The 25,233-nt window shown below is 49.4% G+C and carries 26 protein-coding genes; 7 read left to right on the top strand and 19 right to left on the bottom strand.

The features are described 5' to 3' along the window. Positions 1 to 122: 122 nt before the first annotated feature. From hutH to hutC, 3 genes are all read right to left on the bottom strand, one after another. Positions 123 to 1,664, bottom strand: coding sequence for a histidine ammonia-lyase (hutH, locus tag SHEWMR4_RS00535; protein ID WP_011620934.1), 1,542 nt, complete (start codon positions 1,662 to 1,664; stop codon positions 123 to 125). Between the two features lie 47 nt (positions 1,665 to 1,711). After that, positions 1,712 to 3,382 carry a urocanate hydratase gene (hutU, locus tag SHEWMR4_RS00530; RefSeq protein WP_011620933.1) on the bottom strand — a complete coding sequence of 557 codons (1,671 nt, stop codon included), beginning with the start codon at positions 3,380 to 3,382 and terminating at the stop codon, positions 1,712 to 1,714. 123 nt (positions 3,383 to 3,505) lie between these two features. Beyond that, positions 3,506 to 4,213 (bottom strand): histidine utilization repressor, encoded by a 708-nt coding sequence (gene hutC / locus SHEWMR4_RS00525; RefSeq protein ID WP_011620932.1) that lies wholly within the window; start codon positions 4,211 to 4,213, stop codon positions 3,506 to 3,508. Positions 4,214 to 4,410: 197 nt separating this feature from the next. Here hutC and hutI point away from each other — a divergent pair, with 197 nt between their 5' ends. Further along, complete coding sequence (hutI, locus tag SHEWMR4_RS00520) at positions 4,411 to 5,637, top strand: imidazolonepropionase (RefSeq protein WP_011620931.1); 1,227 nt, start codon at positions 4,411 to 4,413, stop codon at positions 5,635 to 5,637. A 153-nt stretch (positions 5,638 to 5,790) separates the two neighbouring features. Beyond that, the gene (locus SHEWMR4_RS00515; RefSeq protein WP_041408657.1) at positions 5,791 to 6,270 is read left to right on the top strand and encodes a hypothetical protein; all 480 of its coding nucleotides are present in this window, start codon (positions 5,791 to 5,793) and stop codon (positions 6,268 to 6,270) included. A gap of 70 nt (positions 6,271 to 6,340) precedes the next feature. On the opposite strand, the gene SHEWMR4_RS00510 is transcribed toward SHEWMR4_RS00515, so the two are convergent. Further along, positions 6,341 to 7,087, bottom strand: a complete 747-nt coding sequence (locus tag SHEWMR4_RS00510; protein WP_011620930.1) for a siderophore-interacting protein — start codon at positions 7,085 to 7,087, stop codon at positions 6,341 to 6,343. Positions 7,088 to 7,122: 35 nt separating this feature from the next. Beyond that, entirely contained in the window at positions 7,123 to 7,551 is a 429-nt protein-coding gene (locus SHEWMR4_RS00505) for a MarR family winged helix-turn-helix transcriptional regulator (RefSeq protein WP_011620929.1), read from the bottom strand. 281 nt (positions 7,552 to 7,832) lie between these two features. Here SHEWMR4_RS00505 and SHEWMR4_RS00500 point away from each other — a divergent pair, with 281 nt between their 5' ends. Further along, positions 7,833 to 9,728, top strand: coding sequence for a DUF885 domain-containing protein (locus SHEWMR4_RS00500; RefSeq protein WP_227499217.1), 1,896 nt, complete (start codon positions 7,833 to 7,835; stop codon positions 9,726 to 9,728). Positions 9,729 to 9,818: 90 nt separating this feature from the next. Here SHEWMR4_RS00500 and SHEWMR4_RS00495 read toward each other — a convergent pair whose 3' ends face one another. From SHEWMR4_RS00495 to SHEWMR4_RS00485, 3 genes are all read right to left on the bottom strand, one after another. After that, a complete protein-coding gene (locus SHEWMR4_RS00495) occupies positions 9,819 to 10,550 on the bottom strand; it encodes a hypothetical protein (protein WP_011620927.1) in 732 nt (243 codons plus the stop codon). 128 nt (positions 10,551 to 10,678) lie between these two features. Next, complete coding sequence (locus SHEWMR4_RS00490; protein ID WP_011620926.1) at positions 10,679 to 11,692, bottom strand: DUF3137 domain-containing protein; 1,014 nt, start codon at positions 11,690 to 11,692, stop codon at positions 10,679 to 10,681. A 92-nt stretch (positions 11,693 to 11,784) separates the two neighbouring features. Continuing rightward, on the bottom strand, positions 11,785 to 12,219 hold the full coding sequence (locus SHEWMR4_RS00485) for a hypothetical protein (protein ID WP_011620925.1): 435 nt from the start codon (positions 12,217 to 12,219) through the stop codon (positions 11,785 to 11,787). 363 nt (positions 12,220 to 12,582) lie between these two features. On the opposite strand from SHEWMR4_RS00485, the gene mtnC reads away from it, so the two are divergent. Beyond that, complete coding sequence (mtnC, locus tag SHEWMR4_RS00480) at positions 12,583 to 13,263, top strand: acireductone synthase (RefSeq protein ID WP_011620924.1); 681 nt, start codon at positions 12,583 to 12,585, stop codon at positions 13,261 to 13,263. A 51-nt stretch (positions 13,264 to 13,314) separates the two neighbouring features. Here mtnC and SHEWMR4_RS00475 read toward each other — a convergent pair whose 3' ends face one another. The 5 genes from SHEWMR4_RS00475 to SHEWMR4_RS00455 form a co-directional block, all read right to left on the bottom strand. Beyond that, complete coding sequence (locus tag SHEWMR4_RS00475) at positions 13,315 to 13,701, bottom strand: carboxymuconolactone decarboxylase family protein (RefSeq protein WP_011620923.1); 387 nt, start codon at positions 13,699 to 13,701, stop codon at positions 13,315 to 13,317. A gap of 183 nt (positions 13,702 to 13,884) precedes the next feature. Continuing rightward, positions 13,885 to 14,241 (bottom strand): MerR family transcriptional regulator, encoded by a 357-nt coding sequence (locus tag SHEWMR4_RS00470; protein ID WP_011620922.1) that lies wholly within the window; start codon positions 14,239 to 14,241, stop codon positions 13,885 to 13,887. A 3-nt stretch (positions 14,242 to 14,244) separates the two neighbouring features. After that, positions 14,245 to 14,640: a GFA family protein gene (locus SHEWMR4_RS00465; protein WP_011620921.1), complete on the bottom strand. Its 396-nt coding sequence runs from the start codon at positions 14,638 to 14,640 to the stop codon at positions 14,245 to 14,247. 15 nt (positions 14,641 to 14,655) lie between these two features. Beyond that, on the bottom strand, positions 14,656 to 15,234 hold the full coding sequence (locus tag SHEWMR4_RS00460; RefSeq protein WP_011620920.1) for an NAD(P)H-dependent oxidoreductase: 579 nt from the start codon (positions 15,232 to 15,234) through the stop codon (positions 14,656 to 14,658). A 71-nt stretch (positions 15,235 to 15,305) separates the two neighbouring features. Then, positions 15,306 to 15,659, bottom strand: coding sequence for a MerR family transcriptional regulator (locus SHEWMR4_RS00455; RefSeq protein WP_011620919.1), 354 nt, complete (start codon positions 15,657 to 15,659; stop codon positions 15,306 to 15,308). Between the two features lie 183 nt (positions 15,660 to 15,842). Here SHEWMR4_RS00455 and SHEWMR4_RS00450 point away from each other — a divergent pair, with 183 nt between their 5' ends. The 3 genes from SHEWMR4_RS00450 to SHEWMR4_RS00440 are packed head-to-tail and all read left to right on the top strand — an operon-like array spanning position 15,843 to position 17,051. Then, positions 15,843 to 16,271 (top strand): acyl-CoA thioesterase, encoded by a 429-nt coding sequence (locus SHEWMR4_RS00450; protein WP_037416226.1) that lies wholly within the window; start codon positions 15,843 to 15,845, stop codon positions 16,269 to 16,271. Positions 16,272 to 16,330: 59 nt separating this feature from the next. Then, complete coding sequence (locus SHEWMR4_RS00445; RefSeq protein WP_011620917.1) at positions 16,331 to 16,594, top strand: GNAT family N-acetyltransferase; 264 nt, start codon at positions 16,331 to 16,333, stop codon at positions 16,592 to 16,594. Between the two features lie 49 nt (positions 16,595 to 16,643). Further along, positions 16,644 to 17,051 (top strand): hypothetical protein, encoded by a 408-nt coding sequence (locus tag SHEWMR4_RS00440; RefSeq protein ID WP_011620916.1) that lies wholly within the window; start codon positions 16,644 to 16,646, stop codon positions 17,049 to 17,051. A 251-nt stretch (positions 17,052 to 17,302) separates the two neighbouring features. Here the strand turns inward: SHEWMR4_RS00440 and SHEWMR4_RS00435 are convergent, their stop codons facing one another. The 6 genes from SHEWMR4_RS00435 to SHEWMR4_RS00410 all read right to left on the bottom strand — a co-directional run bounded on the left by SHEWMR4_RS00435 (position 17,303) and on the right by SHEWMR4_RS00410 (position 25,209). Then, on the bottom strand, positions 17,303 to 17,851 hold the full coding sequence (locus tag SHEWMR4_RS00435; protein WP_011620915.1) for an HPP family protein: 549 nt from the start codon (positions 17,849 to 17,851) through the stop codon (positions 17,303 to 17,305). A 117-nt stretch (positions 17,852 to 17,968) separates the two neighbouring features. Beyond that, complete coding sequence (locus SHEWMR4_RS00430) at positions 17,969 to 18,379, bottom strand: acyl-CoA thioesterase (protein WP_011620914.1); 411 nt, start codon at positions 18,377 to 18,379, stop codon at positions 17,969 to 17,971. Between the two features lie 107 nt (positions 18,380 to 18,486). Continuing rightward, positions 18,487 to 20,976, bottom strand: coding sequence for a toxin-antitoxin system YwqK family antitoxin (locus SHEWMR4_RS00425; RefSeq protein ID WP_011620913.1), 2,490 nt, complete (start codon positions 20,974 to 20,976; stop codon positions 18,487 to 18,489). A 140-nt stretch (positions 20,977 to 21,116) separates the two neighbouring features. Beyond that, positions 21,117 to 22,910 (bottom strand): AMP-dependent synthetase/ligase, encoded by a 1,794-nt coding sequence (locus SHEWMR4_RS00420; RefSeq protein WP_011620912.1) that lies wholly within the window; start codon positions 22,908 to 22,910, stop codon positions 21,117 to 21,119. Positions 22,911 to 23,038: 128 nt separating this feature from the next. Continuing rightward, positions 23,039 to 24,349, bottom strand: coding sequence for a hypothetical protein (locus SHEWMR4_RS00415; protein ID WP_011620911.1), 1,311 nt, complete (start codon positions 24,347 to 24,349; stop codon positions 23,039 to 23,041). Next, a complete protein-coding gene (locus SHEWMR4_RS00410) occupies positions 24,346 to 25,209 on the bottom strand; it encodes an ABC transporter ATP-binding protein (RefSeq protein ID WP_011620910.1) in 864 nt (287 codons plus the stop codon). The genes SHEWMR4_RS00415 and SHEWMR4_RS00410 overlap by 4 nt, the downstream gene beginning before the upstream one ends. Between the last annotated feature and the right edge of the window lie 24 nt (positions 25,210 to 25,233).

The following is a 25,233-nucleotide window of genomic DNA, read 5'->3' as shown; positions in this document are numbered from 1 at the left end:
CAGCGAAATCGCCGCATAGGATAGATAAAAGGCATAGCAAATCACTATGCCTTCCACTTTATTGGTCACTTGCTTCAGCACTTTTCACCCGCAAATGGGTTATCGGCGCTAAAAACTATGCATTACAGACTCGGCAATACGCCTTGGGGCAAGTAAGCATTGAAGCTGGCGGTATAAAGCAGATCCGTTGCCGCATCGATATCCGGCGCAAAGTATCTGTCTTTATCATAGTAGGCAACCACTTCGCGTAGCTCGGCCTTCGCCTGCGCCACTGCTTTGCTTGGCATTAATGGCGCGCGGAAATCCAAGCCTTGGGCGGCCGCCAATAACTCAACAGCTAACACGCCACGGGTGTTTTCGCTCATATCCCGTAAACGGCGCGCCGCAAAGGTCGCCATAGACACATGGTCTTCTTGGTTGGCCGAGGTCGGTAAACTGTCGACCGATGCTGGATGGGCGTAGGTTTTGTTTTCAGAGGCCAATGCCGCCGCCGTCACTTGGGCGATCATAAAGCCCGAGTTCACCCCGCCATTTTTAACCAGGAAAGGTGGCAGTTTAGATAGGCTAGAGTCGATAAGCAGCGCGATACGACGCTCTGCAATCGCGCCTAATTCGGCAATCGCAATCGCCAAATTATCGGCTGCCATAGCAACGGGCTCGGCGTGGAAGTTACCACCGGAGATAATATCGCCAGTATCTTGAAATACCAGCGGGTTATCGGTCACACCGTTGGCTTCTGTGCCTAACACCTCGGCCGCTTGGCGGATTTGGGTCAAGCACGCACCTAATACCTGTGGTTGGCAGCGCAGTGAGTAAGGATCTTGCACCTTCTCGCAGTTGATGTGGCTTAAGCTGATTTCAGACTCTTCGCCCAACAGATGACGGAACACCATGGCCGCATCGATTTGTCCTTTCTGACCACGAGCCGCATGGATGCGTGGGTCAAACGGACTGCGACTACCCATGGCTGCCTCGACGCTCATGGCGCCAATCACTGAGCTTGCAGCAAACAAGTCTTCAGCGTGGAACAGACCTTCCAACGCCAGAGCAGTAGAAGCCTGAGTACCGTTGAGCAGGGCTAAGCCTTCCTTCGCGGCTAAATCGATAGGCTTGAGGCCGGCGATTTCTAAGCCTTCGGCGGCCGAAATAATCTGACCTTGATAGCTCATCTCGCCTTCACCCAACAGCGGCAAACACATATGGGCTAACGGCGCTAAGTCGCCAGAGGCGCCCACAGAACCTTTTTCAGGCACACAAGGATAAACCTCGGCGTTCACTAGGCTGATAAGGAAATTAATCACTTCTAAACGGATACCCGAGAAGCCACGGCTTAAGGAGTTGATCTTTAACACCATCATCAGGCGCACGGTCGCGTCCTGCATGTATTGGCCCGTGCCCGCAGCGTGGGATAACACGATAGAGCGTTGCAGTAATTGCAGATCTTCCGGGGCAATCTTAGTGTTGGCCAGCAGACCAAAACCCGTGTTGATGCCGTAAACGGTGCGACCTTCATCCAACACCTTTTGCACGATTTGCGCGCTGGTGTTGATATCGTTTATCGCCTCTGGCGCCAGTTCGAGTGTCAGCTTATGGCGGCTGATTTCACGCAATTGCGCCAGACTTAAACTGCCGGGCGTTAATACTAAATGATTGACTGATTTCATTTTTACATCCGTATTCTTGTCGTTGTTTTTCACGGTTTGTTGAATAGCTAGTCTTTAAGCATGGGCAGATCTAAGCCCTGCTCTTTTGCGCAGTTTTTCGCGATCTCGTAACCCGCATCCGCATGGCGCATCACGCCTGTCGCAGGGTCGTTCCACAGTACGCGGCCAACACGTTTAGCGGCGGCCTCAGTACCGTCACACACGATCACTACACCCGAGTGTTGGCTAAAGCCCATGCCTACGCCACCGCCGTGGTGCAGCGACACCCAAGTCGCGCCGCTGGCAGTGTTTAGCAGAGCGTTCAGTAATGGCCAGTCAGATACTGCGTCTGAACCGTCCATCATAGATTCGGTTTCACGGTTAGGGCTGGCGACTGAGCCTGAGTCTAAGTGGTCACGACCAATGACGATGGGCGCCGACAGCTCGCCGTTTTTCACCATCTCGTTAAAGGCTTGGGCTAAACGCGCACGGTCCTTTAGGCCCACCCAGCAGATACGCGCAGGTAGACCTTGGAAGGCGATACGTTCACGGGCCATATCTAACCAGTTGTGCAAATGAGGATTGTCGGGGATCAGCTCCTTCACTTTGGCGTCGGTCTTGTAGATATCCTCAGGATCGCCAGACAGGGCTACCCAACGGAACGGGCCGATACCTTCGCAGAAGAGTGGGCGAATATAAGCAGGCACAAAACCAGGGAAATCGAACGCGTTTTTAACGCCAGTTTCGAAGGCCATTTGGCGAATGTTGTTACCATAGTCTAAGGTCGCCGCGCCTGCCGCTTGCAGATCCAGCATGGCTTGCACCTGTACCGCCATTGAGGCTTTAGCCGCTTTAACGACGGCGGCTTCATCGGTTTTACGCATGTCAGCCGCTTGCGCCATGGTCCAGCCCTGTGGCAAATAGCCGTTCAGCGGATCGTGGGCAGAGGTTTGGTCGGTGACAACATCAGGAGTAATGCCACGCTTCACCAATTCGGCAAAGATATCGGCGGCGTTAGCCAGCAGGCCCACAGATACGGGTTTGCCCGAGGCATTGGCGTCGTTGATCATAGCCAAGGCTTCGTCTAATGAAGTGGCCTTTTTATCCACATAACGGGTACGCAGACGAAAATCGATACGGGTTTCATCGACTTCACAGGCAAGCACAGAGAAGCCAGCCATAGTACCGGCCAGCGTTTGCGCGCCGCCCATACCACCTAAACCACCGGTGAGGATCCACTTACCGGCAGCCACACCGCCAAAGTGTTGTTTTGCCACGGCAACGAAGGTTTCGTAGGTACCTTGGACAATGCCCTGAGTCCCGATATAAATCCACGAACCCGCAGTCATCTGGCCATACATCGCCAGACCTTGCTTATCTAACTCGTTGAAGTGTTCCCAGTTTGCCCAATGTGGCACTAGGTTAGAGTTAGCAATCAGCACGCGCGGAGCATCGGCGTGGGTACGGAATACGCCCACAGGTTTACCCGATTGCACCATTAAGGTTTCGTCGTCTTCGAGGCGTTTTAGTACTTCGATAATCTTGTCGTAGCAGTCCCAGTCGCGGGCCGCGCGGCCGATACCACCGTAAACCACTAAATCCTCTGGGCGCTCGGCCACATCTGGATGTAAGTTGTTCATTAACATGCGCATTGGCGCTTCGGTTAACCAGCTTTTGCAGCTTAATTGGCTACCATGGGGCGCAATAATGCGGCGGCTTGGGTCGTGTCGCTTGTCCATTGAGATGTCCTCTTTCAACCTGTTGAACTCACTCGCCATTCGGCTAAGTGCTATTGTTTTTATTGTGTTTTTGCCGCTAAACATCGGATGAATGCCATAAGCCTTCACCGCTGTTTGCGTACGCTATTTATTGAATGTCAGGTGTCCGCCGAGCTTAAAGCGGCTCCCCGGGTGTACTAATTTGGCAAAACTCACCACCCCTTGGCGCGACCAAGTGCGGCGTGAAATCTGTAAACAGGGTTCAGTCGCCGGAATGGCTAACCTCTGCTGCAATTCGCTACTGGCGATAATGGCTTCGATGGTGTGGTGCGCCTCGGTCAGCGGAGCCACCTGCGACAGGTACTCATGGGGCGTCTGCTCGCTAAAGTCCTGCGCCAAATAGTCGGGCGCAAAGGCAGGATTCACATAACGCTCCTCGACTTGGAGCGGCACGCCCTGCTCGCAATGCACTAACACCGAATGAAACACCGGACTTCCGAGCTCCAGCGCCAGTGCGATGGCGATAGGCGCGGTGGCATTCACTTGTTTAAGTGCTAACTGCTGCACACTGTAACCATGACCACGGTCTTTGATTTCGTCGGCAATGTTGCGGATTGCCAACATCGAGGATTGCGACTTTCGCCCGGCCACAAAGGTGCCCAGCCCCTGCGAACGCTCAAGCACGCCGTTGTCTGTCAGCTCGGTCAAGGCGCGACGCGCCGTCATACGGCTACAGACAAACAGTTCGGCTAGCTGATTTTCCGAGGGGACACGGGCATTTTCTTCCCACTCACCAGACTCGATACAGCCAATGATATATTGCTTAATTTCTGCAAACTTAGGCGTAGCCAAAACACTTCCTCAAGATCAAATCTACCTAGGTTTGGCATGGTAGGTACTCACACACCAAAACACTGAGCCACTTTCAAACGTTCAAAATTGCGGCTACAATCCTAGCTTGTATATACAAGTAAATACAAGCTGGCTCACATAACTTTCGATAATAAAGAGTTTGCGGGGCCAAAAAGCCAACGCAGCGAGGGATAACAATGTCTTGGGATCAGGTTTGGATAGACGTTAACGTAGCAACAATGGACCCTTCCATATCAGCACCTTACGGCGCAATTACCAATGCAGCTATCGCAGTAAAAGACGGTAAAATTGCCTGGTTAGGCCCACGCAGCGAGCTGCCCGCCTTCGATGTGTTGTCCATTCCTGTTTACAGGGGCAAGGGCGGTTGGATCACTCCTGGGCTGATTGATGCCCACACCCATCTGGTATTTGCCGGTAATCGTGCCAACGAATTCGAGCTACGCCTAAAGGGCGCTACCTATGAGGAAATCGCCCGTGCTGGCGGCGGCATTATTTCCACGGTTAACGCCTGCCGTGAGGCCGACGAAGCCGAGTTATTTGATCTCGGCCGCCAACGTTTAAATGCCTTGGCGAAGGAAGGTGTCACTACGGTTGAGATTAAATCTGGCTATGGTCTAGATACCGAAACCGAACTCAAAATCCTGCGTGTTGCCCGCGAACTCGGCCAACATCACCATGTGGATGTGAAGACCACCTTCCTCGGTGCCCATGCGGTGCCGCCCGAGTTTAAAGACAATAGCGACGGCTATGTCGACTTAATAATCAATAAAATGCTGCCTGCGGTGATTGCCGAAAATCTTGCCGATGCGGTGGATGTATTCTGTGAAAACATCGCCTTTAACCTAGAGCAAACCGAGCGCGTGCTGAGCGCCGCCAAAGCGGCTGGCCTGCAAGTCAAACTGCACGCCGAGCAATTATCCAATATGGGCGGCTCTGAATTAGCCGCACGCTTAGGGGCTAAGTCGGTTGATCATATTGAATATTTAGATGAGGCTGGTGTTAAAGCCCTAAGTGAAAGTGGCACCTGCGCCGTGCTGTTACCGGGCGCGTTTTACTTTTTGCGGGAAACCCAAAAACCACCTATCGACTTATTGCGTCAATACGGTGTGCCTATGGTGCTCGCCAGCGACTTTAATCCCGGCTCATCGCCCATCTGTTCGACCCTGCTGATGCTGAACATGGGTTGCACCCTATTCCGCTTAACACCAGAGGAAGCGCTTGCGGGTTTAACATTGAATGCCGCCAAGGCACTAGGGATTGAAGAGAATGTCGGCAGCTTGGTGGTTGGTAAGCAGGCGGATTTCTGTCTGTGGGATATCGCCACCCCGGCGCAACTCGCCTATAGCTACGGCGTGAATCCCTGCAAGGATGTGGTGAAAAACGGTAAGTTAGTGCATCAATAACCCGCATTATACTGACATAAACAATAGGTTATTAGAGACAGCTTATAACCTATTGATGTGCTTAGCCATCTAACATGAATATTGAGAATTAATTGGTTATACAGCTTTGCAATATTAAATTTAATCTCTTTCGAAAAAAATAAAGTGAACAGCATGCCTTACACCATATTAATTTCTGAAATTAATGACGTCATAAGAAAATTCAACATTTTCCTAGCTAACGATAAATCAATCCCTCTTTTGTCTCAGGTTAATGGTGAATTGCAATCAGAATTAATTAAAGTTGTGCACGGAAATTGGAATACCTTTCCCTTTCCAAACGCTCAACGGCGAGGAGTTTATTTTGCTTTTGGAAAAAAACAGGATACCAGTGAACTGGGGTTGTACATTGGTAAAGCCTCATTCAACTCAACTATTGGGAAGCGTCTATACAGCCATTTAAGAATCCATGCAGATGCTGAATTTTTTACAATGAAAGGAGCAAACGACCAAGTTTTTATCATTGAATACTTAGCCTCCATAGATTTGGACGCCTTGAATATGCATTTCATGGCCTCAAGCCTAGAGGAATACTTAATTTCTAATCTCACAAACAAATTGCTATTGATGAATGTTACAGGTGCAAATGGCTAAAGCAGGCTACAATACGCCTGCAAAAAATGTACTGTGCATTTTAATTTTTGTCAGCTAATCCTAACAGGGTTTATTGGTTTTCTAACTGCTCATCTTGCTGTTTTACCAGCTTATGCTCGCCTTCATTACAGCCGATTTTCCAGTAACTTGATGTATAAAAATGGCTTTTCGGTAAGTCGTATGTCTGCTTAAGCAGCTTTCTTAGGGCGCGCATACTGCTAAATTCGCAGGCGAGCCATACGGCGCCTTGCCCCTCGAGTTTTGGCAACTGGGCAATGCGTTCGGCCAAGGGCTTACCTTCTGGGTCGGCCTCTGGATTAATCACCCAATGCAGTTGCACATTACGAGGATGCACTAAGGGCTGAATATCGGCTTCACTTAGCACCTCAATCACAGCGTAACCCACTGCATTTCTTGGCAATTGCGCCAAGTTCACGCTGATGGCGGGCAAGGCCGTCATATCCCCTGCCAGTAAAAACCATTCGGCATCTAAATTGATCAATTTTTTCAGTCCGGGGCCACCGATTTGGATTGTATCCCCAATCTCGGTCGACTTTGCCCAACGGGATGCGGGGCCATCGGTATCGTGCAACACAAAGTCCACATCGATTTCATTCATCCGCTGCTGACGAATGGTATAAGTGCGCATTAATGGCCGCTCATCCCCCGGCTGCGGAAACAGTAATTTGATATAGGCGCTTTCTTGATCGGCGGGAAAACCTGCAAAGCCATCGCCACCTAAAGTGATACGCAGCATATGTGGCGTGACTTGGGTTTTACCTATCACGGTCAATTCGCGCGGGGCGGGTCTGTTCATACTTAAACTCCAAAAAGATAAATGGCACTCAATTGTTAGCTTTCCGCCACACTATCGCTGATCTGGTTGGCAATACGGATAAACACCGCAATTTCATCCTGATCGAGTGCTTGGGTCATATGGGCAACGGTGGCTTTTTCGGCGGCAATAATTTGCGTCATCAACTGCTCACCCTGCGCCGTCGGTCTCAACAACTGACTACGACCATCCTTAGGATTATCGACCTTGAGGATATAACCAGCCTGCTGTAGCTCATTGAGCACCCGCGTAATTTGGGCTTTATCCCGCTGCATACGTAGGGCAATAGATTGCGCCGTGGCCTCGGGGTGACGGCAAATCCCCTTGAGCACCCGAATATGGGTGACAGGCAATTCAATCTGCTGCGCAGCAATATCCGCACGCAGCTGTTTTTTGTAGGCATGCACTAATCTGTGCAAGGTTTCACCGAGGGAAGTGGTAGACATAATGGCATCTCGAGATAGTTGACATTGTCAACAATATCGAGATTGATTGACTATGTCAACTAAATAGCAGTTGGTGAATTACTGGCTAAGCCCAAAAATTTACAAGCATGAGTCAATCCAAAGCACTCACTAAAACGAGTAACAAAATTCTTGCGGTTTAGATGCAATAAACTGCTAGGATAACCGTTCAAATTTGAGCTTGATCACACTAAACACGGTTTAACGCTTGAGGTGTCAGTTAGATAACGGATTTGCCTCAATGTCTTTGTATGAGTAACCCGATGAAAAGAATAATAAATGCTTTAATGCTGGCCATGTTAGCAACGGGCTGTAGCGATCCAAACCCAACACAGACCAATCAAACCGCTGAGCAGGCCAAGGCCGAAAAGGCCGTCCAAATATTGAGCCTCAAGCAACAACTTGCGCCAATCACCCAGCGTTATTTTGCCCTTAGACCGGAAATCGCCACCTATTATGGCGTGGCAGAGGATGAAGCGGGCAAGGATGTGCTTTCTAAGCTGACCGATTACAGCCCATCGGGGGAAAATCATCGCCGTAAAGCGCTTAAGGCCATATTAACTGAACTCAATGCTATCGATGCCAGCCAGCTTAGCGCCTCGGAGCAAGTGAGTTTAGGCTCGATAAAATCTGAAATCGCCGGCGCATTGCTGCCAGCCGAAACCGTGGCCTATGGCACTATGCTCGGTGAATACGGCGTTTGGTTTTTACCATATGTCGTCAACCACTTATCTGGATTGCATGTTGAATTTCCTGGGTATATGGAAGATAAGTTTGCGGTCACCACCCCAGAGCAAGCTAAGGCCTATCTCAACCGCTTAACCATGTATCCTGCCGCCATGGGCACAGTTATCGATAAGTTGGATCAAGATGTGCAAATGGGCGTGATCCCACCCGATTTTATTATCGATAAGACCATAGCCGTGTTGCAGCAACAATTAGTGCACCATGCTAATGAGCATCCCTTAGTCAGCAGTTTTAAAGCCAAATTAACCACCGCCCAAGTACCAGAAAGTGAGGCGTTGGCGAACTCTGCCGCCGAACTGGTGGAGACAAAATATTACCCTGCGACGCGCCAGTTGATTTCCGCACTGCAAGCCGTGCGCCTCAAGGCCACCCATGTGGCGGGACTCGGACACCAACCTCAAGGCGCTAAACTCTACAAGGCGATGATTAAGCACCTCGCCAATTCGGAGGTGACCCCAGATGAGATCCACCAACTGGGATTAGACGAAGTTGCCCGCATTACCGCCGAGATGGATGTGTTACTCAAACAAGTGGGTTACCGCAAAGGCACAGTTGGCGAGCGCATGCAGCGATTGCTCAAGGATCCTAAATATATCTACCCTAATACCGCCGAGGGCAAACAGCAGTTAATGTCGGACATTCACGGCTATCTGGCGAAAGTGAACGCCAAATTACCGTTGTGGTTTGGACTGTTACCGAATCAAGAGGTTGCGGTTGAAGCCGTGCCAGACAGTCGCGCCGCCGCAACCAGCGGTGCATTTTACGATGCGCCTTCTCAAGATGGTTCGCGTAAGGGCACCTTCTGGATAAGCCTGTACGATATGGCGGCGCTGCCCTCCTATTCGCTGCAAACCTTAACCTACCACGAGACCAATCCCGGCCATCATCTACAGACGCTCATCGGTCTGTCGGATACCTTGCCGCTGCTGAGTACCATTTTTTACTCTAATGCCGCGGGAGAAGGTTGGGCGCTGTATGCCGAGCGATTAGCCGCCGAGATGGGCATGTATCAGGATAATCCGATTAACGACCTTGGCCGCTTGCAGTCTGAGTTACATCGTGCGGTGCGCTTAGTGGTCGACACGGGTATGCATGCTAAGGATTGGAGCCGTGAGCAAGCCATTGATTATGCAGTGGCGACTGAGGGAATACACCTCTCTGAAGCCACGGGCGAAATCGAGCGCTATGTGGTTTGGCCGGGGCAAGCCTTAGGTTACAAGCTGGGCGAGCTGAAAATTATCGAATTGCGCACTAAGGCCAAAAAAGCCTTGGGCGATAAGTTTGATATTAAAGTCTTCCACGACAGGCTGCTTGAAAATGGCGCCTTGCCCTTAGATTTATTGGAGCAAAAGATGGATCTGTGGCTCGAATCCGCTAAGGCGGCCAATGCCGCCGCCGAGACCAAGGTGTAACTCGGGTAAAACCACTCAAATCATCTCAATATAGGGGCAGCTTAGGCGGCCCCTGTCTTTTTACGGCTCCCTATGCTTTTACGTTTCAGGTTAATCCGCAAAACGACGCTGATACTTGCCGCTTAAATAGCGGATCACCACAAAACCGATAACACCTGGCAGTGTCCACGACAGCAGACGCAAATTGCCATGGTCGATAAACAAACGGCTGCCACCAAAGGCGAAAAAGGCGGTGTAACAGGCGATACCCGAGCCAATCATGGCGCCTAAATGCTCAATCCACCATTCTAATTTGGTCAGGGTCGCCTTAACGCTATAACGCAAGAATCCCGCCCCAACCGTAGTGCCTAACAGGCCGAAAATCATCGCGAGGATCAGCTTTTCTTGGTATCCCCATATCGCCATCACTGGGCCAAGTAGCGTCAAGCTCAGCATTAACGACAAATGCAGCGGCGATTTTAATTGCTGACGCTGCGCCTTATAACGCAGAACTAACACGCCATGCCTAACGGTCACTAGAGTTAATAGGCTGATATAGATGAGAAATATCCAAGCATTTTTACGATCCGCAATCTGCGCTGCTAAAGCATCGGCGCTGGCCGCAGGCTGTTTAATCACCGCGAGCGGATCAATCAGGCCCGTCGTTGCCATCGCCACGCCCGTCGCCGCCACTGTGTACATGGCATAAACATAATAACGGCCAAAACGACTATGGTTCGCGCTGCCCTTTTTCAGCATGGCAGGCATCCAAAATAACACTAATGCCAATGCGCCCGCGGTAATATGCACAAATTGCGACAGGGTGAAAATCGTGTTCATCATCTTGCTCCATCAAAGTTTGAAGCTTGATATTAACGAGCACGGGGAGTCACCCATAAGTGCCAAAAGTCATGTTTTAAGCTGCCGCATAAAGCAGCCACAGAACGTGGCTGCTATTGAGGCGACTATTGCTATAACCCGGTATGTTTATCGAGCCTTAAGGTATCGATGATCGAGAAGGTATAACCTAACTCGGTAAACATCCGCTCGATATTGAGCTTAAAATCGATGGGGCGATCTAAATCGAGTTGATTGATAAAGAAATGGTGTTTTGTCGGGATCTTAATCAGCAATTGTTTTTGATAGAAACAGGCTTCCACCTCGGCATTTAGCTCGCGGCCTAGGGCCAAGAGATTTTCCATCATCAAGGGATTGAGTAAATAGCGCGCCTCGACTTGGTCGCTGCTATACACCTCAAAACAACGCTCGAAACGTACATCCTCAAGCTTGACCCGCGACAGCTTTGTCTTAAACCCCTCAATACGATTTTTTAAACTGCCCTTATCCGTGACTAACAAGGTCGTACCGTTGAATCGCTTAGGAATATTGCACACCAGTAGCACACCATTGAAGATGGTCTCTCGCTCAACCGAGCCGTTATTGTTCGATTTAGTGTTGTAAGCATCGACCTCATAAAACTTGAACGGCACCTTGTTATAGGTTCCCTTAAGGCAATTTTGTGCATACTGTTTATCGGTTTTAGGCAACAGCCCCAACTCAAGGAAGGTTGAGAAGTCCACCTTAGGTTCCCTCGTTAACGCATAATCATTGCCAAAGTACTTGAGACTAATGGGATAGAGTTTTTCAAAGGCGGCATTATAGAGTTCATTGCTTTCCTTTCCCGAGGCAATCGCCACTAACGCTATCACGGGAGTCGGCAGAAACGCGCCAATCATCAAAGGCACAAAATAATCCATAGGCACCAGCATAAACTGCACCCCGAGCAGCCCAGCGAAGGCACCCAAAATAACCGTGATGCATATGTAGTAGATTGGGGTGGTAAACTTGGCATTTTCACGCCGCCTTTGGTTCACGCCTTCACGCTTTGCTTCAAACGGGGCGCATTTAGGGGCGATTTTTTGTTTGTAATACTTCTGAAAGGGAATACGGTGATCTTCGGGAATATCAAATTCAATCGAACTCATTGGCTCCTACTCTTACGATTCAAATCCATTTAGGCCAATGATTTTACGGATTTTATTTCAGCAAGGCCAGTTTAAGGCCAACAAATGACCGATTAAGCCCGAGCAAGCCTGCGGCTACGGCGTTGCAATAAGCCAAAAATAATCAGCACTCCAAAGCTGGCGCTAAATAGGGTTAAGGCTCTGGCTACGCCGTAAAAATCAGTAAGACTAAAGGAAACCCCATCCGCCCACAGCACTAAGGAACCTAAGGGTAATTGCATCGCCACCGCTGCATACCAATCGAATGGCAATCGAGGAAAAAGCCGCTGATAGCTAAATAACATCAGCCCTGAGAGCAGCAATAATAAGCCCGCATCATGGGCACCTAACCCCAGATAAACTGGGCTAGTGTGGCTCAGGTTATCGACACTTCCGAGCAAGGCGTACATGTAGCCCGCCGTGGCAACCAGTGCGAAACTCACAAAGCTTAATACCGCCAACAGAATACCTAAGCCAAATGCGGGTAAATATTTCATAAACAGTCTCATCAGTGCAGAACTCGCTCGACCTCATTCCTAAAACCCTAAAGGAGAACAAATTCAGTCGAAAGATAATAAAGCTACAATAACAGCCAAAATTTCCCTTAGCTATTAAGACCATAGTCTTATGCCGACAACAAATTGTGGGATCATAAACAGCATAATTCTCCCCACTAAATCCAGTATTTCATCCATATCCACTAGATAAGCCTCTAAAATTCCTCATTTAATTAAGTTTCAGTCGAATAGCTGAGTGATATGGTGCACAATCTCCCACGGTCTAAGGGCGAAATCCACTAGCCAATTACCCCAATAACGCTTAGGATCGGGGTTGCATTTTTTAGCCAACATATTGTGGAGTATCAAAACATTATGGGTATCAGAGCCATAGTCGTAGACACAGCAGGCACCACGACAGACCTAACCTTTATCCAAGATGTGCTATTCCCCTATTCTGTCAAAGCCTTACCAGACTTTTTAGCGCAGAACCAACACAATGTCTTGGTGGAAAACTGTATCTGCGACACCCGAGATATCGCCCTCGAACCCGATGCCGATTTAGCCCGCGTGACTGAAATTTTGCAGCAATGGGTACATGAAGACCGTAAAGCGACCCCACTCAAGACCCTACAGGGTTTGATTTGGAAGCAAGGTTACGCCCATGGCGAATTTACTGGCCATATCTTCCCCGACTTTATCGAAGCGGTTAACCGTTTTAGCGCGCAAAAACTGCGTATTTACAGCTTCTCTTCGGGTTCAGTTGAAGCCCAAAAACTGCTGTTCAGCCACAGTGATGGCGGCGATTTAACCGAGATGTTTAGCGGCCATTTTGATACCCGTACCGGTAACAAATTAGATAAACAAGCCTACGCCAACATACTCAACACCATCAGCCTAAGTCCTAAGCAAGTGCTGTTTGTGTCCGACGTGGTTGAAGAGCTTAAAGCCGCCGAAGCCGCAGGCATGATGACCTGCCAAATGGTGCGCGACAGCAAACAACGCACCGGCGATTTTCGCACTATCAACAGTTTTGATGAGCTAGTGATCGACTAACATCGGCACTGCACACAAAAAGCGACCCAAGGGTCGCTTTTTGTTTATTGCTTAAACGACACTTATCGCCCGTTCGGAAAATACTGTCTTAGCGACAAACATGCCATTCAGAGCTGCAGGAAAACCAACATAAACAGACATTTGCAATATCACCTCCACAATTTCCTGCGGTGTACAACCAACATTCAATGCGCCATTAATATGTACATTTAACTGTGGCTGGCAATGCCCTAGCGCTGTGAGTGCGGCAACTGTGACTAGCTCACGCGTCTTAAGATCGAGTCCTTCACGCTGATAAATATCCCCAAAAGGATATTCAATAATGTACTTGCCTAAGTCTGGGCAAATATCGGCAAGACTGCGAATGACTTTCTCACCCGCTTCACCGTCTATTTCAGTTAGTTTAGCGAGCCCCTGCACATATCTTTGATTACTCATGTTTAGCTCCAGTTGAATTAACTCACCGCAAGCCTAAATCTTAGAGTTCACTCTAAGTCAATAGCTCATTGATGCATGACACTGGCAATGCAGACTCTAAAGCGAGTACCCTGCTCGCCGACTAGCTGCCCAAGCAAATATAAAACAACTGGTTAGCATTTAATCGTGACTGTTCAGCTGAACTTAACCACTGAAATGATCTTGGTAATAGTGAATTTTTTGCTTGAGGGCAAGCAGATGCTCCTGCTCTTGGCGAATACGCTCAGCCAATTGGGTAGCATGTTGCTCGAGCAATTGCTGCCTCTGACTAGCGGTAGCATCGCCTTGGGCACGCAGGTCTGCATAGGTCAATATCTGCTTTAACGGCATACCCGTTTCTTTTAAGCGATTAATAAATCCAATCCATTCCACCTCTTTCGCCGAATAATCACGATGCCCGCTGCCATTTCGCACCACAGACTGAAGTAGACCAATTTTCTCGTAATATCTGAGCGTATGCGCCGACAATCCAGTGAGCGCCGCAAACTGACTAATATTCATAATTTAACGATCCGCCGGGTGATTCACCCCATCGCAAACCGGCACATCGCCTAATTCATAGGGATTAACGCCTTCGAGGCAACCAAGGTTATAGCCATATTCATTGGGATTAGAGCGCCTTTGATGATGGGTATAAATGCCGCACACGGAGCAAAAGTAATGTTTGGCCGTTTTGGTATTAAATTCGTAGCACTTTAATGCGGTCTCGCCTTTGATAATCTTCAATCCCGTCAGCGGCACTGAGCCGACGATAGCCCCCTTGCGACGACAGATAGAGCAATCACAACGTCTTGGCATTTCAATGCCATTGGGCAGCGATAACTCCAACACCACGGCGCCACAGTGGCAACTGGCGAGATGCTTTGCTTGGATCTGAGTATTGCCAACTTGTTTAATCACTTAAGCTCCTTTTGATTAACGCCCCAACCTGCCATGCCGTTCAACTTGCGCTTGCCAGTTTTGCACTTGTTGTGCCTTGGCATTGATCACTGGCCCCAACATTTGACTCTTGGCGCGCTTAAAACCACTAAAGGCTAACGTCGCGATATCTAATTGCTTTAGGGCGGGCGCGCCTTGGAACCACTTGTAATACCAAGGCGGCGTATCCATGGTCATGATAATGCGTGAGGTTTTCCCCTCGAGTAGCCGATTGGGAAAGGTTTTCCCCTGCTGATACTGAAAAGCAAAACCGGGTAAAAATGTTCGATCAATTAGTCCTTTAAACTTGGCGGGGACGCTGCCCCACCAAATGGGCACCACAATCACTAGATGCTCGGCCCAGAGAATAGCCTGCTGAAAACGTTGCAAATCCGCCTCTAATGGCTGTTCTTGATGGTATCCCTGCGCCAGATTAGGTTCAAACTCCAGTTCGCTGAGCTTTAACAGACGCACCGAATGCGACTCGCCAGCGGCCTTGGCGTAAGTGTCGGCTAAATGTTCACACAGGCTATCGGGTTTAGGATGGCCAGAAACCACCAGAATCTTTTTTGTCATAGTAAAAACCTTGAGTATTCAATATGACAACAGCTTAAGCTCTGCCCCTAGGGGCAGAGTCAAGCATGCAATTAGGCGCGGGATTCACAGGTATCCAAACCATCAATACAGGCATCGAGCCTGACTAATTTATCTTCTAATTCGCTAATCTGCCGCTGGAAATCGGCTTTGATATTCAATAAAAACTGCTGCACAGACTCAAGCTGCGCCGCCTGCTCCCCCTCGGTAAACAAGTCTTTAAGTTGCGAGAGTTTGATACCTAAGGTTTTGGCCTCTTTGATCAGCATTAACTGCTTTATATCGGTTGCGCTATAAGTGCGATAACGCCCCTTACGGATCGGCGCACTGATCAGTCCCCACTCCTCGTAGAGGCGAATCGCCTTGATCGACAGGCCAGTTTGCTTCGCCACAGCACCAATATACATAGTATTTAATCCATTAAAATAATTGAAAAAATCATCATAAACCTCCAAGCCTTAGCCAGCATATCACCGCGCTTTAGGCTTGTCGCTCGCACTTTATACTGCTAGTCTGGCTGCCTTAAACGAGCGTTTTAACTAGAGCTTTTGACTATGAGTAATGCAATGGAAAGTCCAACACTAAGTCCAATGGAAAAGTTTCTCGCACAGCACCCTATAGTGACCGAAATCCCCGTGGCTTGGGGCGAAATGGATGCGCTGCAACACGTCAACAACGTGGTCTATTTCCGCTATTTTGAAACCGCACGTATCGACTTTTTCAACCGCCTCTTTCCACTCGATGCCCTGTATAAATCCGGTGTTGGTCCAGTGATTAGCGAAAATCAGGCCCGCTATAAACGTCCAGTAACCTTCCCCGATACGCTATTGGTCAGCGTGAGTATCAGCGATATTCAAAGCGACAGATTTACCATGCATTATCAGGCCTTTAGTAAGCAGCAACAGGCCATAACGACCTTAGGTTCTTCGGTCGCTGTGATGTTTAACTTTAAAACAGGCCAAAAAGCCGAGCTTCCCACGGAATTACTCGCCATTCTTAAACAACACGAGCAAGCTTAAGCTACCGAGTCTATGGCAACATTGCCATAACACTTTAGGCCATATCAGAGGGAGGCTGTATGTCAGAAAAAGCGCCAATAGAAGTCGCCATTGAGCATCAACAGGATCAGCAACGCTTTGTGATCCCCGTTGACGGGCATGAAGCCGTGCTGGAATACCGACTCAATGGTCAGCACATCGACTTTAACCGTACCTTTGTGCCCGACGAGCTACGCGGCAAAGGCCTTGCCGAACGTTTAGTTCGCCATGGCCTAAAGTGGGCTAAAGCCCAAGATTTTGAGATAGCAGCCAGCTGTTGGTATGTACAGAAGTTTTTGAAATAACTAGTTTTATAACATAATCAATGATATCGCCGCAAAGGAATGCTGCTACATGAACCTAACTCGAGTTTGCCAGGGTTTACTGCTTGTCAGCCTAACTCTCATATCCGCTTGCCAACAACGCCAAGCCATTTTGATTACTCAAGGTGTTGAGCAAGTTAAGATACAAGCCATTGAAACGGCCTTGATACAATTCGGTTGGCAGGTGAGTCAAAGCCCGATTGCTATTCCGGTGGAATTTCCAAATGCCGTAATCGCCACCAATCCGGCTTTTCGCGATACCCAAGCCATAGCGGAAATTGAAAACATCCTAAAAGGCCAGGGTTTTACCGAGCCAGCAATCTATAAATTTGCCGAAGGTAAACACTTTTTCAGCACGAATAATGTCGGTATTTACTTACGCCACAAGGCCAAGTCGTACTCGAATACGAAAAACCGACCAACAATAACTTTGAGCTAGAGCAGCACATTGGAACTTGGTTTTTTGATGGAGAACAACTCAAGGTTCAATTAAAGCATACTCAACAAGCGTTTCAGCTCACTCACGAACAAAGAGAAACATGGCGCGGCCCTAGCCCTGCCGAAATCTACACGCCAATCCAAAATTCTGATTTTAAAGTACTTAACTGCACCTTCTTGCTTATCTATCTAGAGTAGATCCTTAAGCCGCATCCGAGTTTAAGGATTTATTTTGACTTGTACTGTACTGAGCTAAATCCAATACACTGGATAGTGGCGTTTGGGATCGGTGGAGAGGTTATTCACTACCAGCGCCACCAGCAATAGCAGCAATGTGCCGAGAAAGACTGGCATCAACGCATAGAGATACCCGAGTTGATGCACGTTCTCACCGCCTATCACAGCAATTAACGCCGTTGCGCCGCCCGGTGGATGCAGCGTGCGAGTTAAATACATCAATGCGATGGCGAGTGATACGGCTAGCGCACTCGCGAGCACCATATAATCGGCAAACACTTGATAAACAGCCACACCAATCAGTGCCGATAGCACACTGCCGCCAATCAAGTTACGTGGCTGAGAAAACTCTGCTAGCGGCGCACCATAGACTAATACCGCCGACGCTCCAAATGAGCCAATCACAAACATAGTGCCGAGCAGATGTTCGCCCATATAAGTGGCGAGACTGGCGACTAAATAAATACCACAAAAGGCCCCTATCCATGACCAAACGATCTTTTTCAGGGGTTGTCGTGGCGGACAGATGTCCTTAGAACGCATTCGGGTGAAGTAAAATCTCATGCTAAATCCGGCCGGTAGAGAGAAAGCGCGGATAAGTGATCCGCGTCACATTTGCGGCCGACAAGGTAGCGTTTTCACCACGTAATTGCAATTACGTGGTGAAAGCAAATATCAAACTTAAGCAGCTTCACCATTCAGGCTAGCTAAGATTTCACGAATATCTTCCGGGATGAGACGACTCTTCTCGCAGCTGTAATCGTAGTGCACCAGCGTGGTTTTCACTTCGGCGGTTTTATTGCCAGCCTGCCAACAGGTTTGAGTCAGCTCGAAGCTGCTATTGCCGATACGGCTGACATAGGTTTTCACCGTCACACTCTTGCCGTAATAAGTCGGTGCGATAAAGGCCACGGTAAAGCCTGCCACTATGAGGTTCCACTGATGCAAATCCAACTCGGGATTAAAAATCTCGAAGATTGGCGTGCGCGCCGCCTCACACCACACGGGGATCACTGTGTTGTTGATATGGCCTAGACCATCGGTTTCGGTAAATCTTGGGTGGATTTCGAGGCTGTATTCGGTGACTGACATGCAAACTTCCCTTTTGTTGTTCTTATACTTTTATGCTGTGAATGGGATAAACGAGGTGCTTGCCCCGTTTATCCCCACCAAGCCTAACAGAAATAAGAAGCGCGATGCTAGAACTGGCAGCTCGCGGTCTCTGGGGTTTGCTTGCCGTTAGCATCGTACTTTTTCATACAGCCAGCCTTACCCATATCGAATATTTTTTCGTATTTGAGCTTGCCGCTGCTGTCGTAGGACTTAAACACACCATGGCTTTTAGGGTTTTCTAAGTGATAGATTTTGCGCCCCTTAGTCACATGGGAAAAATCCGAGAATCCGGGTTCCTCTTGATAGATAACACCGTTCATATAGCGCTTATGCACCACATGCTGCTCGTCAATACGCAGCATTTCGCTGGCTAACTTACCATTGCGGTCGTAACAGACTTTATCCACGGCATAATTGCTGTCGAGATCCTCGATACAACTCACGGCACCATTATCAAAATACTCCCGCTGGATACCACAGCGCGCAATGGCGTTATCCCAGAAATAAGGTTCACCGTTCCAGGTTTCGCCTTCTTGCTGGCAATAGTTCCACAAGCTCTTTAACTGGCCGTTCGGGTAGAAAGTGTAATGGGGGCCAGAAAGACGGTTATTGATAAGATGACCATATTGCACGAGCGAATAGCCGCCGTCGGTGGAATAGCGGATGCTTGGGCCGTATTCCAGACCCGCTTTATAAGTCTGCAAGGACATTAAGCGACCGTTAGAATCGAATCGATATTCTTTATCGACTGACCCATTAGTGTAATAGCTTAATTCGGATAGTTGGCCGCCGCGATATACACGTTGCTCACCGTCTTTAATAGAGCTAGTTTCAGCATTTTTTGAACTTAACACCCCCTCACAATCGCCTGCGTAGGGCTCTTTTCGCATCATGCATTCATCCTGCGAAGGCTTAAGCTTTACGGCGTCATTAAACTTATACTGACTCAGCTCATTCAGATCGCCGTTAGGCTCGAGCCACATTTGTTCGCCATCCAACTCCCCTTGACGATAATTGGCAACATTGCTGACGATATTTGGCGCTGAGTACCATAGACTTTCGCCGTGGAGGCGGCCCTTATCGTAATGTTTGAGGGCGAACATAAAATTATCTTTATTGAATAGCTTAGCCTCACCTTGGTGTAGGCCATTCTCATAGTTGACTTCGGTTTTGTAGAGATAAGTCACCGATTGCTTAGTGGTAAAAGCATCGTTCTCATCGGGCGTGCGAATATACACCCAAGTGCCTGAACGCTTACCATCGAGGTAGCTGCCTTCACCAGTTTGAAAACGATAATCCCCTTGAGTGACCTTTTCCACCCAAGCGCCTTGTTTCACGCCCTTTTGGTATTGGCCTTTGCTGCCATCGGACTCAAGCCACTCGCCATCTTTTACGCCATTGAGATAAATGCCCTTTTCGGACAACTTCTTCGCGCCTTCGGTGCTGGAATCGTAATCTGGGGTATAGATTTCACTCGGGCCATCGGGCACACCCTTGTTGTAGTGAATAAAGCCGTAGTTATCGGCATCATCCATCATGGACTGCAACACCCATTTGCCCTGTTTCTTACCGTCGAGGTACTCGCCTTCCCAATAGGTTTCACGGCCGTCGGCTTCAATCCACTTACCCACTTGCTTACCCAGCTTATAGTCACCGGCATACATCACACTGCCATTGCGGGCATCGTAGGCGGCAAAGTGACCATCCAGCTCACCCTGCACATAATGGGCTTCACTGGCAACGCCAGCCCAAGTACTGCCCATGCTCATAAATTCGTAAAAAGGCCCAGTACGAGGGATTTTGTCGCCGCCATTTTTAAGCCAATCGATGTCATCGGCCTCGTAACCAATGGCCACCAGCATAAAGCTGCTATCTTCTTCGACGTAGGCGCTGCGATCAAAGGTTACCACCAGACTGTATTTTCGTTCACGCCCCTCGGCATCCTTATCGGTGCGAGTCAGGGGATAGCGCAGCTTGTATTCCACTGCGGTTTTTACATCCGTCGCCGTGCCTTCAGAGTTGCGATAACCAATTAAGGTCGGTTTGAGTTTAGAGGCACCATCAAGAATCGCTTTGATGTCAGGATCTTGGACGCCCTCAGCCTCATAGGTCATACGATACTGCTGAGGTGGTAACTGGCTTAATACTTTGCGAACGCCGCCGACGGTAAAGGTGCTAATGGTGGGTGCGACTTCATCGAGCACGGCTTGCAAGCGCGGCAGTTTAGTCAACTCCTCGCCCTCAAAACCATAACCCCGCAGATGCTGGCCATCGGCATCCTTGAGCATGACGATCACTTCTTTAGTGCCGCCCTTGTCGAAGTCATAGTAAAACACCGCCACGATTTCGGCGCGGCCGTAATCGTCAATGCGTACACCAGGCGCATCGCCGTAGAGCATTTCGCCCCATACCTGTTGATCTTTTTGATAAAAATTGAGCCATTGGCCATTGGGAAGATCCACGGGACCGTGAACCATTTTGTCATATTCCGCCGCAAGTGCAGCAGGAATAACCGCAAAAGAAGAGAGCAACACCGCACCAGCCGCGGCGCATAAACGACGAATCGAAAGTTCCATTTAACTATCCTTAACACCGACACCTTGCGCCTCGTGCGCACCAGTAAGCGGGACGAATTTTAAGCGAAGTCAGATGCTTCAGGAAGTGGCTGACACAAAAAAGGCCGCTAAGCGGCCTTTTAAGATCAAAGATTTAACAATCAATTATTGTACATCGCATTAATTTCGTGGGCGTACTTGTGGTAAATCATTTTGCGGCGCAATTTCAGCGTCGGGGTGATTAATCCCGCCTCCATCGAAAAGGCTTCAGGCAACAGGGTAAACTTTTTGATTTGCTCAAACCCCGCCAACTCTTGCTGCAAATGCTTTAAGCGCTGCTCGAAATGTTCAACCACATGGCTGTGACGCAGCAGCTCGATAGACGACTCGTATTTCAAGCCCTTATCCTTGGCCCAGGCTTCGAGGGATTCAAAGGCTGGCACAATCAGCGCCGTCACATAGTTACGGGCATCGGCAATCACAGCCACCTGTTCGATAAAGGGGCAACGGCCCACTGTGCCTTCAACCCGCTGCGGAGCAATGTATTTACCGTTGGAAGTTTTCATTAACTCTTTGATGCGGTCGGTAATAAATAAATTGCCATTGGCATCGAGTCGTCCCGCATCGCCAGTCTTTAACCAGCCATCTTCGAAGGCAGCTGCAGTGTCTTCGGGGCGATTGTAATAACCGCGCATCACAGTGTCGCCACGGACTAAAATCTCATCGTCCTTACCTAGCTTCACCTCGATTTCGGGCAATACTTTACCGTTCGAACCCGCAACTCGGTTATCTAGGGTATTACAGGTCACTGTGGCGTTCGTTTCCGTCATGCCGTAACCACAAAGTACCGGAATACCAATAGCATGGAAGAAAGACGCCACGTTTAAATCGAGGGCGGCGCCACCGCAGGGCATAAACTTTAAGCGCCCACCGAGCACGGCTTGCAACTTGCTGTAAACCAGCTTGTGCGCTAAACGCCATTGCAAGGATAACCATAAACCGCCCTTAGCGCGGCCTTGGCTCACCTCAAACTGGCGTTCGCCGACGCCCATGGCCCAGGCGAAGAGTTTTTTACGGCCTTCGGCGGATTTAGCGACCTTATCCTGCACTGCGCTGTAAACCTTCTCGAGGAAACGCGGCACCACGCACAGGGTATGCGGACGCACGGCGCTGATGGCCTCTTTCACTCTTTGGGTGTTTTGCAGATACACGTTGTGGCCGCCACGGCACAGCACATAGAAGCTCCAACCACGCTCAAACACATGGCTTAGCGGTAGGAAAGCTAACGACACATCGCCAGTGGTAAACGGCAGGATCTGATCGTGCTGACGCACAGTCGAAGCCATATTGCGGTAATCCAGCATCACGCCCTTAGGGTCGCCCGTGGTACCAGAGGTATAAATTAGGGTTAACAGGTCGTCGAGATTGGCATCCTTTAAGCGCTGCTCAAGCTCAGCACTCTGGCCATATTCTTTGGCTAGCAAACTGTCTAAATGCTGATGTTGAGCCTTGTCCTGCGCCAGCTCAACACTCGCGTCAAACACAATCACATGCTCTAGGGTTGGACACTGTTTTTGCAGCTCACAGGCCAGCGCATATTGCTTAGCGTCGTCGACAAAAATCACCTTAGCCGCCGCATCGTTAATGATAAAGCTGGCTTGCTCTAAGGTACTGGTCGGGTAAATGGGGACCACAACGGCACGACTTTTCAGGGTACCTATGTCGGCGCAGGTCCATTGAGGGCAGTTTTGCGACAGGATCACGCAACGGTCTTGCACTTGTACGCCAAGTTCAATCAACACCTGTGCAATTTTATGGCTGATTTGATCGAATGCCTGCCAACTGACTTGATGCCAAGGCGCAGCCATTTCAAAACCTTCCAGCGCTATAGCCTCTTTTAATGACTGGCTTTGCTGCTGTAATAGTCGAATTACGTGATATTGTTCGAGAGACATGAGTGACTCACCTTTTAGCTTACAAGTGTACCGCTTTTGCGGCATTCTACCTGAAGGCAAGCTAAAAACTAAGAGTTTTTGCTCTAATCTTGTGCAAATGTCGCCCAAATCACGCCATTTCAGGGCAATTAGAGCCCGGTAATGTCGCCCTGCCAGAGCTTTTTACTGCCCCAAATCAGTGCGATTTGACCAAGGATCAGTAGCACTAGATTACCCAGTGACCAATAGAGCAGACTGCCCTCGTGTTGCAGCGCCGCGAGGCTAATAGACACCCAGAGCGAATGCCCAAGCACCACCAGCATGGTCAGGCTCACCTGCAATACGCGGCGACACAGGCAACCTAGCCCTAACACTAAGGCGCAGGCCCAATATGTGCTCATCACTATGTGCGCCAGCAGAGGTAAGCTCAAATCACCATCGAGCCAAGTGACAAACAGACTGCAGATTAACACGCTCAAACTGAGCAGAAGCAGCAAGCGTTGTTGACCACGACCAAAGGCCTTAACTAAGCCAGCACGGCCGTCGAAGCTTGGCATCAACAGCAGCATTTCAGTCGCCCGAGAGCGTTGTACACGGCTCCAATGCACCAACGAGCAACTAATCACACTAAATTGTGCCAGTAGCAGTAATACCGGGAAGTTCCAATGCAGTTCGTGGGAGACGATCCCAAGCCCGATGGTTAACACGGGGAGCAACAGCAGCAACACGGTCAGCATAGGACCGATAAAAAAATTAACCGGATGCAGATAACGCTCTAACCGAGTCAATATCCGTATGGATTGCAGGCTGGGCAGCCAAAACCAGCCCATTTCCAAGCCGTTAAGATACACACTTCGTGCCTCCACCCGCCAAGGTAACACTAAGCATCGGCGCCAAATCAAAGCGGCTAACACAAACAGCACTATGATGCTCAGCCACAACGGCACTTGCTCCGCCAACTCGTTGGAAAACGGCACTAAGATAAACAGTAAAAAGGAGCTGTAAAACCATTGGGTTTGTCGCAGGCACAACAAGATAAACCCAAGACTTATCCCTTGGGCAAAGACCAGTAACGACAGAGTATCGGTCAGGTCAAACAGCACACACTGCAACACCGCAAGGCTAAAGGCGCCTATCAGCATCACTTCACACTGGATAAAAATATTCTGCCGATAACGGGGGATTAAGATGGAGCACTCACTCGCCATCAGGCGGATCAGCTGCCATGCCACCGCTGCCGAGGTAGACACTAGCCCCATAGTGACAAAAATATCGAAACTCGCTTTTTGCCCCGCCCATCCCGCTAACACACTCAGAGCCAAGCCAAATATGCCTGTGCCTATAAAACTCACGCTGCCCACATCAAAAAACCACAGGCGCAGCATACCGTTAAAGGGATTGAGCGAATGGCTAGTACCGATGCGGGTCGTTGATTCTGCTATGGGTTTCGCGGCACTCATTTGTGCAGCTCCACAAAGAGTTGTTCTAAATTCAGCGCTTCGCTGCGCTGCACGCCGCGCAAATTAAGCTCCACATCGCCCCTATCCACCAGTACAGAATCGCCATCGCGGCTGAGGATACGCACCTGCTCAGGTAACTCGGCGCCCTCCGCGAGTTTGACTAAACGCACCTCTTCCCGCAGGGCATCTATCTCCTTAAACAGCACTAACTCGCCCTGTTTAATCAGGGCGACATGGCTCGCGACCCGTTCTAAATCTGAGGTGATATGGGATGAAAACAACACGGCCGAGCCGGATTCGAGGGCTAAGTCGAACAAATCGACCATAAACTTGCGTCTGACTATCGGGTCGAGGCTAGCCACGGGTTCATCGAGGATCAGCAACTCGGGGCGATAGGCCATCGCCATGATCAAGGCCAAGGATTGGCGCTGACCAACGGACAGGCGTTGTACCTGTTGAGTGACATCTAATTCGAAGCGGGTGAGCCAATCCTGCTCTAACTGCATGTCCCAGTGGGGATAAAAACTGCGGTGCAAATCGAGGGCGCGCTCGACGGTAAAGCCTTCATAACCAAAAGGTTGCTGCGGAACATAGCCTAAGCGTTCCTTAGCGGCAGAAGAAAGCTGCTCCGGCGTTTCGCCTAAGGTGCAGATTTCGCCCGAATCCGGCGAGAGGATCCCCAAGGCGCAGCGCATTAGGGTCGATTTACCCGCACCGTTTTGTCCCAATAGACCGACCACCATACCGGCCGATAAACGTAAGGTCAGATCCTTGAGCGCACGTTTTTCGCTGGCACCTTTGCCACGAAACACTTTGTTTACGTTAGAAAACTCTAGTATTGGGGTACAGTCTTGGTCCATCGAATTGCGTCCTTTTTATTCTCG

This window comes from Shewanella sp. MR-4 (assembly GCF_000014685.1).
Taxonomy (GTDB): domain Bacteria; phylum Pseudomonadota; class Gammaproteobacteria; order Enterobacterales; family Shewanellaceae; genus Shewanella.
This window is presented reverse-complemented; position numbering and strand designations above follow the sequence as displayed.

Bases quoted from the DNA above. Each gene is read 5' to 3' on its own strand.
- SHEWMR4_RS00515 (WP_041408657.1), top strand. From the start codon at position 5,791: ATGCCTTACACCATATTAATTTCTGAAATTAATGACGTCATAAGAAAA.
- SHEWMR4_RS00435 (WP_011620915.1), bottom strand. From the start codon at position 17,851: ATGAGATTTTACTTCACCCGAATGCGTTCTAAGGACATCTGTCCGCCA.
- SHEWMR4_RS00475 (WP_011620923.1), bottom strand. From the start codon at position 13,701: ATGAGTAATCAAAGATATGTGCAGGGGCTCGCTAAACTAACTGAAATA.
- SHEWMR4_RS00415 (WP_011620911.1), bottom strand. From the start codon at position 24,349: ATGAGTGCCGCGAAACCCATAGCAGAATCAACGACCCGCATCGGTACT.
- SHEWMR4_RS00485 (WP_011620925.1), bottom strand. From the start codon at position 12,219: ATGAGACTGTTTATGAAATATTTACCCGCATTTGGCTTAGGTATTCTG.
- SHEWMR4_RS00425 (WP_011620913.1), bottom strand. From the start codon at position 20,976: ATGGAACTTTCGATTCGTCGTTTATGCGCCGCGGCTGGTGCGGTGTTG.
- SHEWMR4_RS00490 (WP_011620926.1), bottom strand. From the start codon at position 11,692: ATGAGTTCGATTGAATTTGATATTCCCGAAGATCACCGTATTCCCTTT.
- hutI (WP_011620931.1), top strand. From the start codon at position 4,411: ATGTCTTGGGATCAGGTTTGGATAGACGTTAACGTAGCAACAATGGAC.
- SHEWMR4_RS00510 (WP_011620930.1), bottom strand. From the start codon at position 7,087: ATGAACAGACCCGCCCCGCGCGAATTGACCGTGATAGGTAAAACCCAA.
- SHEWMR4_RS00410 (WP_011620910.1), bottom strand. From the start codon at position 25,209: ATGGACCAAGACTGTACCCCAATACTAGAGTTTTCTAACGTAAACAAA.
- SHEWMR4_RS00440 (WP_011620916.1), top strand. From the start codon at position 16,644: ATGAACCTAACTCGAGTTTGCCAGGGTTTACTGCTTGTCAGCCTAACT.
- SHEWMR4_RS00450 (WP_037416226.1), top strand. From the start codon at position 15,843: ATGGAAAAGTTTCTCGCACAGCACCCTATAGTGACCGAAATCCCCGTG.
- SHEWMR4_RS00505 (WP_011620929.1), bottom strand. From the start codon at position 7,551: ATGTCTACCACTTCCCTCGGTGAAACCTTGCACAGATTAGTGCATGCC.
- SHEWMR4_RS00430 (WP_011620914.1), bottom strand. From the start codon at position 18,379: ATGTCAGTCACCGAATACAGCCTCGAAATCCACCCAAGATTTACCGAA.
- SHEWMR4_RS00470 (WP_011620922.1), bottom strand. From the start codon at position 14,241: ATGAATATTAGTCAGTTTGCGGCGCTCACTGGATTGTCGGCGCATACG.
- hutU (WP_011620933.1), bottom strand. From the start codon at position 3,382: ATGGACAAGCGACACGACCCAAGCCGCCGCATTATTGCGCCCCATGGT.
- SHEWMR4_RS00445 (WP_011620917.1), top strand. From the start codon at position 16,331: ATGTCAGAAAAAGCGCCAATAGAAGTCGCCATTGAGCATCAACAGGAT.
- SHEWMR4_RS00500 (WP_227499217.1), top strand. From the start codon at position 7,833: ATGAAAAGAATAATAAATGCTTTAATGCTGGCCATGTTAGCAACGGGC.
- SHEWMR4_RS00495 (WP_011620927.1), bottom strand. From the start codon at position 10,550: ATGATGAACACGATTTTCACCCTGTCGCAATTTGTGCATATTACCGCG.
- SHEWMR4_RS00460 (WP_011620920.1), bottom strand. From the start codon at position 15,234: ATGACAAAAAAGATTCTGGTGGTTTCTGGCCATCCTAAACCCGATAGC.
- SHEWMR4_RS00420 (WP_011620912.1), bottom strand. From the start codon at position 22,910: ATGTCTCTCGAACAATATCACGTAATTCGACTATTACAGCAGCAAAGC.
- hutH (WP_011620934.1), bottom strand. From the start codon at position 1,664: ATGAAATCAGTCAATCATTTAGTATTAACGCCCGGCAGTTTAAGTCTG.
- SHEWMR4_RS00455 (WP_011620919.1), bottom strand. From the start codon at position 15,659: ATGTATATTGGTGCTGTGGCGAAGCAAACTGGCCTGTCGATCAAGGCG.
- mtnC (WP_011620924.1), top strand. From the start codon at position 12,583: ATGGGTATCAGAGCCATAGTCGTAGACACAGCAGGCACCACGACAGAC.